The sequence below is a fragment of the Mesorhizobium sp. ES1-1 genome (genome assembly GCF_020164785.1).
GTDB lineage: Bacteria > Pseudomonadota > Alphaproteobacteria > Rhizobiales > Rhizobiaceae > Mesorhizobium.
This window is the reverse complement of sequence record NZ_JAIUGX010000001.1, coordinates 251,978-263,376: the sequence shown is the minus strand read 5'-3', so window position 1 is coordinate 263,376 and position 11,399 is coordinate 251,978. Positions and strand designations below refer to the sequence as shown.

Below are 11,399 nucleotides of genomic sequence, written 5' to 3'. Positions count from 1 at the left end.
AAGGACTAGCGTTGGCATGGATCAAGCAGCGCAACCGCCGCCCCCTGCAATGCCAACGCAAAGACGAACGTCAATGCAATCAGAAAACCGACATTGATGATGAAACGCTCAGCCTTGTCGGCCGAGCCTGGCGCTCTGCGGGACTGGGCGACGCCCGCAATCGCGATGACCAGGAGGGCCCCGCATGAAGCGGCCATCCATGGCGTTCTTTGATGGCAGTCAATATCCGGGAAGATCTGCGCGAGCTGCGTCCCCACCGCCCAAGCCGCGGGAGGCATGAACAGTCCGATCTGACGAAGCCATGTTCCTGTCATAGGCGTGGAAACCAATAGAGACACGCGTAGATCGGCAACCAGGTGATAACGACGAAGTTCCAGTACATGACGTTGTCGCTGACGTCGCCGTAGCGGCGCGGGCTGTCGCCATGCCGCGAGAACATCAGGCAAGTCAGCACTACCGTTTCCACCAGGTCGGTGATGATGTGCGTCGTATGCAGGCCAAGCATAAGCCAAACGATCGAACCGTAAGCGTTCCGGTCCCATTCGATGTGCATTGCCGGGAACTCGAAGACGCGCAAGATCAACGGCGCTATGCCCAGCACCGTCATGACGATCAGGCCGATCCGCACCTTCCACAGCTCCTGCCGTTGGGCCCAACGCGCCAGGAAGAGATTGGGAACCAGACTCGCAATCAGCACCCCGGTCAGGGTCGTTCCCGCAAGCAGGTCGGGCGGCGGTGCGCCCAGCGGCCACTGTGGCGCCAGGCTCATCAGATAGAGATAAACGACAATCGCTAGGGCAAAGCCGGTCCCCTCGATCAGCATGAAGGCCAGCGTGCCCCAGTAGGTCTGGCTGGCGGTTCCAAGCCCGTGCTCCGGGAGGTCGGCCACGTCGAGTACGGCTGTATGGTTCATGCGTCGTCCTCCGGCACGCCTTTGGGCCAGAACCAGCCGGTGAGCGCGATCGCCACGGGGATGGAACCCCAGACGACCGCCCAGGGCGTGAAGATAGACCAGATCAGCGTGACGGCTGTAGCCACCGCCGCCCAGAAGGGCCAGATTGAGTCACCTGGCGAGGATTCCCGGGCTTCCGGGGAGGCCTGCACGACACTGGTGATCAGGAGTTCGCGGCGGTCTACGCGCAGGCCCGAGGCAACCGGCAGCAAGTCAGGCGTATCGGCCAGCGGTTGCAGGCTGCTGACGACCGGCAGATGCGCGAAATTATAAGGCGGCGGTGGCGAGGATGTCGCCCATTCCAGGGTTGTGGCGCCCCAGGGATTTGCTTCCGCGCGCGGCCCCGAACGAGCGCTACGAATGACGTCGACAAAGAACAGCAGGAAGCCTGCCGCCAGGATCACGGCGCTGAGGCTGATGAACATGTTTAGGCCCGACCACGGCATCTCGGGTTGGTAGGTGTAGATGCGCCGCGGCATGCCCCGCAGACCAAGGATATGCATCGGGAAGAAGGTCAGGTTGAAGCCGGTGAAGATCAGTCCGAATGCCCAGCGACCGAGGGTCTCGCTCATCATCCGGCCGGTGATCTTGGGAAACCAATAATAGATGGCGCCCAGAAGCGGAAACACCGCCCCGCCGACAAGGACATAGTGGAAGTGAGCGACCACGAAATAGGTATCGTGGACTTGCGTGTCGAAGGGCACCGAAGCGACCATCACCCCCGTCATTCCGCCGATCACGAAGATCACCATGAAACCGATGACGAACAGGAACGGCGTCTTGAAAATCGGCCGGCCCGCCCACATCGTCGCCAGCCAGCAGAAGATCTGCAGTCCGGCAGGGACGGCGATGGCCATGCTCGAGGCCGTAAAGAAGCTTTCACCGAGGCGTGGAAGACCTGCGACGAACATGTGGTGGACCCACAGACCGAAGGCGAGAATGCCTGTCGCGATCAGCGCCATCACCATGCCGAGATAGCCGAAAACGGGCCGCCGTACGAAAGTCGCGACAATGGTCGACACCATGCCAACTGCCGGCAGGAAGATGATGTAGACCTCCGGATGGCCGAAAAACCAGAACAGATGCTGCCACAGCAGGACGTCGCCCCCTTCCGCGGGATTGAAGAAGTGGGTGCCGACCAGGCGGTCGAGAATGAGGGCCGTGCTTGCAATCATGATCGCGGGCATGGCCAGGATGACGAGAAACGCGGTGACAAGCATCGACCAGACGAACAGGGGTATCCGGTCAAGCGACATACCTGGGGCGCGCTGCTTGAACACGGTCACAACGATCTCAACGGCAACCGCAAGCGCGGAGACCTCGGTGAACGTTATCATCTGCGCCCAGATGTCGGCCCGTTTGCCGGCGGCATACTGGGGACCTGCCAGGGGCACATACGCAAACCACCCCACATCCGGTCCGGTATCGATCGCAAAAGCGATCCAAAGCAGCAGGCCGCCCGCCAAATACATCCAGTAGGAGAACGCGTTGAGGCGCGGGAAGGCGATGTTGCGGGTCCCGACCATCAGCGGCACCAGATAGACCGCCACCGCCTGCATGACGGGCACTGCGAACAGGAACATCATGTTCGTGCCGTGCATCGTGAAAATCTGGTTATACCGGTCCGGTCCGATGAAGCGCGCTTCAGGCTGTGAGAGCTGCAGGCGCATCAGCAGCGACAGCACTCCGCCAAGGGCCAGGAACACAAACGCTGTGGTGATATACCGACGCCCGATGATTTTGTGATCGACCGTCGATAATGCGCTCCAGAGTCCCGCCGGTGTCGACCAGGTCGAGGCAAGGCATCTGTGCAGTTCGGCGTCGTTCAACGCCGTGTCCCGCCGGTTGCTGTCGCCCTTGCCGCTCATTTCAGGCTCTTCATGTAGGCGGAGATTGCCCGCAACTCGACGCTGGACATTGGGACGGTGGGCATGTTGCTTCCCGGCTTCAGGGTCTGAGGATCGGCAATCCAGGCGGCCAGTGAGCCACGGGTGGTGTCCAGCAGGCCGGCGGCAATGGTCCGACGCCCGCCGACATGGGTAAGATCGGGGCCGGTCTTGCCGCTGGCCGAGGTGCCTCGGATGGTGTGACAGGCCGCGCAGGGCTTTGCCAAAAACGCTTCTCTTCCCGCAAGTGCTTCTGTATCGGACGACGGCATCGCGTCCTGCCGCTGACCCGCGGCCCAGCGCTCGTAAGCCTCCGGCGCTTCGGCGACCACCAGCACGGCCATGTGGCTGTGCTGCAGTCCGCAAAACTCCGCGCATTGACCCCTGTAAACGCCTGGCTTTTCGGCCCGTAGAAGCAAGATGTTGGTTCTGCCCGGGACAAGGTCCTGCTTGCCCGCCAGGCTCGGCACCCAGAACGAATGAATGACGTCCTGGCTCTGGAGTTCGAGCCGAACATCCCGGCCGACCGGAATGTGGATTTCATTGGCGGTCTCGAAACCCGGGTCCGTTCCGGACGCGGCATAGAACACCTGCCACCACCATTGCTGTCCCTTCACCGTTATGGTCACGGCGGCGGGTGCCGGCACGCCGATGCCACGGGTCGTATAGTAGCTCGCCACGGTAAGGGCCGCGATGGTCACGACTGTGGCTGCAACTGCTGCCCCCACCGCCATTGTAATGGACTTTTCAGATGCGGCGGGTGCCTGCGCAGCCCGCCGGCGCCCCCGAAGGAGCGCGACCCCGAGCATGGCCATCACAAGAATCCACACCAGCGTGCAGACGGCGACGATCCCGATGATGAGATGCTCGACGTGAATGGCCGGCGCGCCCTGGGGATCGAGCGCCGATTGGTTGCCGGCGCAGCCGCTCACAGCAAACGCCAGCATGACGAGACCCGGACGCCCGGTTCTCATGGCGAGGGGCCCTGATCGGGATGGTTGCCCACCGGGCCCTCCTGAAACAGTTTTATGGCTGGACCACGGTTCTCCGCGGGCCGGCTCTGTTTGTCGTCATTGCGGCCCGGAGCCGCGACTTTCGGCGTGTAGGAGCCGATGGTTTGAACGTAACCTGCCAGCTGCCAGATCTGCTCGATCGGCATCCGGTCCCGAAACGCAGGCATGCCGTGCGGACGGCCATCCCGAATCGACGCCACAATCGACACCATTTCCGGGCCATACAGCCACCATCCGTCCAGGAAGGAGGGGCCTATCTTCCCGCCGCCCTCGGCGCCATGACAAGTGCCGCATCCGAACCATGCATACAGCCGTTTGCCCTGGCTAAGGTTGTAGGCGTCACTCTCATAGGGCTTGCCAAGAGCGAAATAGATCTCGGGAGGCGCGCCGCTGATCCCGTTCGGCATGAGCCGGAACCGCTCCAGGTCGTAGGACACGGGCGGATCAAGACGGAGCTCCCGCGGCTGATCGAGCCCACCCAGAACGCCGCCGGCACCGACAACCACCACGAGCGCGCCCGCCATCATGAGCCGCTTTGCTGTTTCAGTCACTCGTTCTATCAAGTCGTCCTCTGACCCTGGGGTCAATCAACTTAAGCTCCAGGCGATCGGGTAATACGAACAGGCAACATCTTATACGACGGCGTCTTCGACTTCGGGTCGTGATGGGCTGTGGGAAACAGCGGATTTGTCTCCGGGAAATAGGCCCCGCAACACCCTTTGGGGATGTGGTAGGGCACGATCCTGAACCCGTTCACCGTTCGCACGGTGTCCTCATCTATCGCGGTTGTGATGTCCACGATCTCTCCGTCGGCGAAGCCGAGGCTGCCAATATCCTCTTTATTCATAAAGACGATTCTCCGCGTGCCCTCCACTCCGCGGAAGCGGTCGCTATAGCCGTAGATCGTGGTGTTGAACTGATCGTTCGATCGAAGGGTGGCCAAGTGAAGCACATCCGGGCTCGACGCGGTCGATAGCTCCGGAAACAGCCTCTCGGGGGTGAGAAAATTGGCCTTGCCGCTCTGCGTCACCCATTTGCGTTCGCGGGCGGGCAAGGGTCGCGCGAACCCCCCTGGCTTGAACAGACGCTTGTTGAAGTCCTTGAAGGTTTCAGGATAGGTCCGCTCGATGGCGTCGCGCACCTCGGCGTAGTTGCCTACCCATGCGTCCCAGGGAACCTTGGTCTCGCCCAACGTGGCTTTGGCTATTCCGGCGACGATGGCAGGCTCGGACAGGAGTTCGGGACTGGCCGGCTTGGCCTTGCCGCGTGAACCGTGGAAATGCGCGATCGAGCTTTCCATCGACACTGCCTGCGGGCCAGTCGCCTGCTCGTCGAGCTCGATGCGGCCCAGGCAGGGAAGCAGATAAGCAATTTCCCCATGCACCACATGGCTTCGGTTGAGTTTGGTGGCGATCTGCACGGTAAGCCTGAGCTTACGCCAAGCCGTCTCCATGGCTTCGGTTTCGGGTACGGCTTTGAGGAAATTCCCGCCCAGACTTATAAACGCGCGCGACTGGCCATCCATGATTGCTTCGCAGGTCTCAACGGTCGACCGGCCGGTCCATTCGGGTGGCACAAACCCGTACAGCTGCGAAAGCTTGTCGAGAGGGACAAGGCCAGGCTTTTCGGTAATGCCGACGGTGCGCTGGCCCTGCACGTTCGAATGGCCGCGCACGGCACAGATGTTGGCTCCAGGCTTGCCGATATTGCCGCGGAGCAATGCGAGATTGCAGATCATATGCACATTCTGGACACCCATGAGATGCTGGGTGAGGCCCATGCCGTAGATCGTCAGCACTGCATCCGACTTTGCATAGGTCGCGGCCGCTTCCACCATCTGCTCGCGGCTCAGCCCGGAAAAGCGCTCCAGATCTGACCATTGATGTGCTCGAGCGGCCTGCGCAAACTCCTGGAAGCCGGTCGTATGCTCCTTGATGAAATCATGGTCGAGGACGTGCTTTTTGTCCGCGGAGGCGATCGACGCCGCAAAGGCGACCATGGCAGCGTTGTCCGGGTCCTTTGGCCGGGCGTCGTCACCCGCGACCTTGCTGGCGCCCGATGCCATGAGCGCGTCGTCAGCCTCGATAAGGGCTTTGCACAGGCCGAACAGAGCGGCGATGTCGCCGCCATTCTTGACCTGATAATATTGCGACGAAATCTTGGTCTCTTTGCCGGTGAGCATCTGGCTCGGCGATTGCGGATTGATGAAGCGCTCGAGGCCGCGCTCGCGCAGAAGGTTGAAGGTGACGATCTTTACACCGCGATCGACCGCGTCCTGGAGGTCGTGCAAAAGGCGCGGCGACGATGTCCCGACATTCTGGCCGAAGTAAAAGATGCAATCGGTATTTTCGAAGTCGGAGAGAATTGCCGTGCCAACCGACGCGCCGATGCTCTCGGGAAGCGCCACCGAAGAGCTTTCGTGGCACATGTTGGAACTGTCCGGCAAATTGTTGCTGCCGTACATGCGCGCAAACAGCTGGTACATGTAGCTCGTTTCCAGGGATGCGCGCCCGGACGTATAGAGGTCGACCTGGTGCGGATCAAGGGCACGAAGTTCCCTGCCGATCTCCTCGAAGGCTTCGTTCCACGTCACGGGGACATATTTGTCAGTAGCAGCATCCCAGCGCATGGGATGAGTAAGCCGACCCTGCTCTTCAAGGTCATGATCGGGCCACTGCTCGAGCTCGCCCAGCGTGTGCTTGGCGAAAAAAGCTCGGTCGGCCCGCCGGGACGTGGTTTCCCAGGCAGTCGCCTTGGCACCATTTTCGCAAAATTCCAGCGGATGCGTCTTGGCCGGCTTTGCCCAGGCGCAACTCACGCACATGAAGCCTTCGGGCTTGTTCTGGGTTGCCAATAGGGATGGCCCCTTGATCGGGATATGTTCCCTGAGGGTTATTTCAGTAACGGACTTTGCTGACCCCCAGCCGCCGGCAGGCCCGTCATATGGTTTTATCTTGGCTGAACTCGGCTTCGTCGTCATGAGTGGCACCTGCGCATTACAAACCAGGAAAGATTGGTGTTCCGATCAAAGCGGGCCGGTGTCTCATGACCTCAAGGCCGGCGACCGAATTTTCAAGCTGCTTCAGCTCGTAGGGGGGGCCAGAGGACCTGGTGAGGTCATGCGGCCCGATCGTTCGAGACGAACTCGCAGTCCCTGTGTTGCACTTCCACATATTGCTCAACCAGAAATGTTCACTCGACCTGGCGGGCTATGATCGCCCACGTTCCAGGGGTCTTTCGGAATTGAACTTTCCATTGGCCGACAGGTTCCTGGGTCCGACAGCGTCGAGCAGGTATTTTGAGCAGAGTATTCGGCTTTCGAGGCCGCACCGAGATCGGGGAGCATTATCGGGGAAGCGTCTGCTGGCTAACCACATGTCGGCCTTGTAGTGAGGCATGCAAAGACGGGGAAGCGGCGGAGGTGCCAGCCGATAGGTGAGCTGCCTCGGATCTGGATATCCCTGTGATGGCGCCATCGGTCGAACCAGGTCCGTCACCAGGCGACCAAGTGTCTAATCTGCCAAAATTCAAGGACGCGTGATGGGCGTCCTCTATGTTATTCTGTTATGGTTCGCCGCCGGACAGTAACTGACCGAGGATCATCCGTGGTGAGGCCTACACATCGAGGCTTCTCAGAAGTTGGCCCATTTCCTCGGCCGGAACAGGTCTGCTGAAATGGTACCCCTGCATCTCGTCGCAATTGTTCCTGCGGAGAAATTCCATCTGCTCCGCTGTCTCCACCCCTTCGGCGATCACCCTCATTTTAAGCGTCTGGGCCAGCGATATGATAGCGCTCGCGACAGCTTGATCACCTTCGTTGCTGGCAACGTCCTTGATAAAGGACTTGTCGATCTTGAGCCGCCCGACCGGAAAATTCTTGAGCGCACTGAGACTTGAGTAGCCTGTCCCAAAATCGTCGATCGCGATCTGAACGCCCAGGGCCTGGAGCTCGTTCATCGTTGAAACCGCAAGCTCGACGTCCTGCATGATGAGGCTCTCTGTGACCTCCAGTTCAAGGTCATGAGCGTTCAGACGGCTCTCGCCCAGCGCGTGGACAACACGCTCGACAAGCGTCCGCTCCCTGAATTGGCGGGCCGACACGTTTACGCACACGCTCATCGGCGGCAATCCTTCGTCCTGCCACGCCTTGTTCTGCCGACAGGCCTCATGAAGGACCCAATCGCCAATTGGCACGATCATTCCTGTTTCTTCCGCCGTAGGGATGAAGGAGACAGGAGACATTATGCCCAGCGTAGGGTGGTTCCATCGTATCAACGCCTCGACAGCGAAAACGCGGCCGGTGCGCAGATCCACCTGCGGCTGGTAGAACAGGACGAACTCTGAACGAGCCAAGGCATTGCGGAGCTCCTCTTGTAACAGGAAGCGTTCCTGCGCTCTCGTGTTGAACTCGGGAGCGTAGAACTGCAGATTGTCGCGCCCTATTTCCTTTGCGCGATACATCGCTGCGTCCGCGTTGGCTATCAGAGTCTCCGGACCTGTTCCATCCTTGGGATAATTCGCGATGCCGATGCTGGCTGTCGTCCTCACGCAACGGTTGCCCAACTGGATCGGTTCGGCAATCGTCGTGCGCAGTTCCTGCAGTGTCTCCGCAATAAGATTCACGTTCTTCGGCTGATCGAACAGGACGAGCACAAACTCGTCGCCGCCAAGCCGTACGACCGTGTCGGTCGATTTCACGCATGCCACCATTCGCTCCGCCAATGTCTTGAGCAGCTTGTCACCGGCATTGTGACCGAGGGTGTCGTTGATGAGTTTGAAATTATCCAGATCGATGAAGACGATCGTGACCCATCGATCGTATCTCCGGGCGTGCAGGATCGCCTGCGACAGTCGGTCTTCAAGCAGAGCTCTGTTGGGGAGACCCGTGAGGACATCGTGGTTGGCCATGTAGTGAATTTGGTCTTCGGCCACTTTCCTCTCGATCGCTATACCTGCGATGCGAGTGGTAAACGCGATCAGGCGCGTCTCAGCTTCGGCCGGCTCGCGCACCGTCTTCGAATACATTGCAAAAACGCCCAGAACTGCGCCCTGATGGGAAATGATAGGCGTTGACCAGCAGGAGCGGTATCCATAGCCCATTACGAGATCGCGGTAGTCTTCCCAGAGCGGGTCAAGCGTCACATCCGTGACGATCACGGGTGCGCGCCGAAACACGGCGGTGCCGCAAGAGCCGACCTTGGGCCCAATGGCGACCCCATCGATCGCCCTGATATAGCCCTTGGCCAGGCTCGGCGCCGCGCCATGACGCAAGTGCCGCCCTTCCTTGTCGAGCAGCAACACGGAGCCAAATATTCCGGTGAGTTGGGATTCCATCAGAAGCACCAAGTGGCTGAGCACGTCCTCCAGCGGCACCCCTGTGGCAATCATCTCGAGTATATGGGCCTGCCCATCGCGCAGGAGATCCGCCTTCTTGCGCTCGGTGATGTCATGAGCGATCCCAACCAGGCCGAGGATCTCATTTTGCGCGTTGCGCAGCGGCACCTTGGTGGAGGACAGCCATTTGCCCTCGCCCGAGGCATCGATGACGAATTCTTCCTTGTCAAAGATGGGCTGGCCAGTTTGCAGAATGTCCAGTTCGACTGCCCGGAACTTGCTCGCCGCATCGGGCGCGTGCAGATCGGAATCTGTCAATCCAATCATATCGCTGGTCTTCCCGCGTCCACTGTCCGTCGCGAGCGCCCTGTTGACCACGATGAAACGGCTCTGCGCGTCCTTGACCCAGAGGTAGTCAGGGACCCAGTCGATCAATGTCTGAAGTGATATCCGCTCGTCGGCGATCTGACGCGTTGCGGTCAGCTCGGTAATGTCTTCATGAGTTGAAACCCAACCCCCGTCTGCCATGGGTTGGTGCCAAACCTGTATTGTGCGGCCGTCCGCCAGGTCGGCGGTCCACATCCGTTGCCCCTTGCCCGAATTGATCGACCGAGCCAGAGCGAGATAGGCTTCAATGGACATGGCGCATGTGCCCGCAGCAATGCGTTGCGCTACGATCTCGCTTAGCCTCGTGCCGCGAACCAAACCTTCGGACGATATCCGGTAAATTTCCGAGTATCGTCGGTTCGATAAGATCAACCGCTCTTCGGCATCAAACAAGCAGATGCCTTGCGATATGTTATCGACGATCGTCGAAAACCGCCGCGCCTGCGCTTCGAGATGCTCGATCTTTGCCTCAAGATCTGCATCGTGCACATTGTAGGAACTCCTCGCCAATTTCGCCAGCGAAGCGATGCCTTGCGCTTCCGAAGTCCTTGCAGCTTTCGACGTTGTCTTTTTCACGAGGCAGGTCCTCCGGTCTGCTGGTGAGCACGCAACCGCTTGAACCTATCCGCCAAACGTTAGTGAAAGCTCTCCAACCGAATGCAAATACTGCTAAGCCCTCAGCCAAAACCATGCTTATCGTTCAAATGCGAACAGAATGGGCGCCGTTGCACGCTGGCAAGGTGCGTTTAGTTCGTCTCTACTGACTGTCCGGTTAGAGCCTCTGTCAGGTTGATTTCTCTCTCACATAGCAAGCCACGGCCGGTTTGCCATTCGCCTGGTATTCCTGCACCGTCCTGGGCAAGCACGACGAGCCATCTTCCGGTCGTCGTTTGACTCACTTTGCCTGATTACTTGCAAGTGCTACGTCCACGACCTGCCGGGCCTTCCGGCGGCTTAGGTGGCTGGATTGAAACAAGCTCTGGACCCAAACCGGATCGACGTCTGGTATTATTTGCTCGACCACTTTAGCGCTGAGGACCAATCCGCCTGCCTGCAATTGTTGAGTGGGGCCGAACGACAGCGCCATGACGCCATCCACTCGCAGGCCGCCCAGCACAATTTCATTGCCGGGCGCGGCCTGCTGCGCACTGTTCTCTCACGATATCATGGCATAGAGCCCAGGCAATGGCGCTTCGTTGCCAACCAATACGGCCGGCCGTCCATCGATCCGCAGCTCGGCGTAGCCGATCTCCATTTCAATCTTTCCCACACGCAGGGGCTGGTCGTATGCGCGGTCGGTCCGGTCGAGGAAATCGGGGTGGACGTTGAGCGACGAGATCGCGATGTCAGCGTGGACGATCTGGCGCCTGCCGCGCTCGCACCGGCGGAGCTGCTGCGGTTTCGGCTATTGCGACACTCCGATCGACGGGATTTCTTCTTTACGCGTTGGACCCTCAAGGAGGCCTACGTGAAGGCGCGCGGCATAGGGCTGTCACTTCCCCTGAAGGAGCTTAGCCTGGATTTTGCGGGCGTTTCGCCGGTTATCAGCTTTACGGACGCCGTGGACGACGAGGAGGATCGCTGGCGGCTTTGGAGTTTGCGGCCGACACAGGACCATATTGTCGGCCTCGCTATTGCGTCCCCCGTCGCGCCCCTCGGCGTGCGGTTCCAACGGCTCCGGCGGATCCATCAGGGCTAGGGCGACGCCTTCGTCGATTGGGGCCGACCGCCCCGTAGATGCCCAGCGTCCGAAAATGCACGATCGACCAAAGTTAAGCGAATTGGCAGCTTGCCAAGCAAGGGATGCAGAACGCAAATTCAGCTGGG

At 60.0% G+C, this 11,399-nt stretch carries 8 protein-coding genes; 1 reads left to right on the top strand and 7 read right to left on the bottom strand.

Going from position 1 to position 11,399, the window contains the following annotated elements:
• Positions 1–5: 5 nt before the first annotated feature.
• From LB513_RS01140 to LB513_RS01110, 7 genes are all read right to left on the bottom strand, one after another.
• Positions 6–278 (bottom strand): hypothetical protein, encoded by a 273-nt coding sequence (locus LB513_RS01140; RefSeq protein ID WP_224661606.1) that lies wholly within the window; start codon positions 276–278, stop codon positions 6–8.
• Between the two features lie 32 nt (positions 279–310).
• Positions 311–913 (bottom strand): cytochrome c oxidase subunit 3, encoded by a 603-nt coding sequence (locus LB513_RS01135; protein ID WP_224661605.1) that lies wholly within the window; start codon positions 911–913, stop codon positions 311–313.
• On the bottom strand, positions 910–2,820 hold the full coding sequence (ctaD, locus tag LB513_RS01130; RefSeq protein ID WP_224661604.1) for a cytochrome c oxidase subunit I: 1,911 nt from the start codon (positions 2,818–2,820) through the stop codon (positions 910–912). The genes LB513_RS01135 and ctaD overlap by 4 nt, the downstream gene beginning before the upstream one ends.
• On the bottom strand, positions 2,817–3,785 hold the full coding sequence (gene coxB / locus LB513_RS01125) for a cytochrome c oxidase subunit II (protein WP_224661603.1): 969 nt from the start codon (positions 3,783–3,785) through the stop codon (positions 2,817–2,819). The genes ctaD and coxB overlap by 4 nt, the downstream gene beginning before the upstream one ends.
• 23 nt (positions 3,786–3,808) lie before the next feature.
• Positions 3,809–4,375, bottom strand: a complete 567-nt coding sequence (locus LB513_RS01120) for a c-type cytochrome (protein ID WP_224661923.1) — start codon at positions 4,373–4,375, stop codon at positions 3,809–3,811.
• 68 nt (positions 4,376–4,443) lie between these two features.
• Entirely contained in the window at positions 4,444–6,831 is a 2,388-nt protein-coding gene (locus LB513_RS01115) for an FdhF/YdeP family oxidoreductase (RefSeq protein ID WP_224661602.1), read from the bottom strand.
• Positions 6,832–7,466: 635 nt separating this feature from the next.
• The gene (locus tag LB513_RS01110; protein ID WP_224661601.1) at positions 7,467–10,148 is read right to left on the bottom strand and encodes an EAL domain-containing protein; all 2,682 of its coding nucleotides are present in this window, start codon (positions 10,146–10,148) and stop codon (positions 7,467–7,469) included.
• 391 nt (positions 10,149–10,539) lie between these two features.
• Here LB513_RS01110 and LB513_RS01105 point away from each other — a divergent pair, with 391 nt between their 5' ends.
• A complete protein-coding gene (locus LB513_RS01105) occupies positions 10,540–11,271 on the top strand; it encodes a 4'-phosphopantetheinyl transferase superfamily protein (RefSeq protein WP_224661600.1) in 732 nt (243 codons plus the stop codon).
• Positions 11,272–11,399: the final 128 nt, after the last annotated feature.

Bases quoted from the DNA above. Each gene is read 5' to 3' on its own strand.
- LB513_RS01140 (WP_224661606.1), bottom strand. From the start codon at position 278: ATGCCTCCCGCGGCTTGGGCGGTGGGGACGCAGCTCGCGCAGATCTTC.
- LB513_RS01135 (WP_224661605.1), bottom strand. From the start codon at position 913: ATGAACCATACAGCCGTACTCGACGTGGCCGACCTCCCGGAGCACGGG.
- ctaD (WP_224661604.1), bottom strand. From the start codon at position 2,820: ATGAGCGGCAAGGGCGACAGCAACCGGCGGGACACGGCGTTGAACGAC.
- coxB (WP_224661603.1), bottom strand. From the start codon at position 3,785: ATGCTGGCGTTTGCTGTGAGCGGCTGCGCCGGCAACCAATCGGCGCTC.
- LB513_RS01120 (WP_224661923.1), bottom strand. From the start codon at position 4,375: ATGGCGGGCGCGCTCGTGGTGGTTGTCGGTGCCGGCGGCGTTCTGGGT.
- LB513_RS01115 (WP_224661602.1), bottom strand. From the start codon at position 6,831: ATGACGACGAAGCCGAGTTCAGCCAAGATAAAACCATATGACGGGCCT.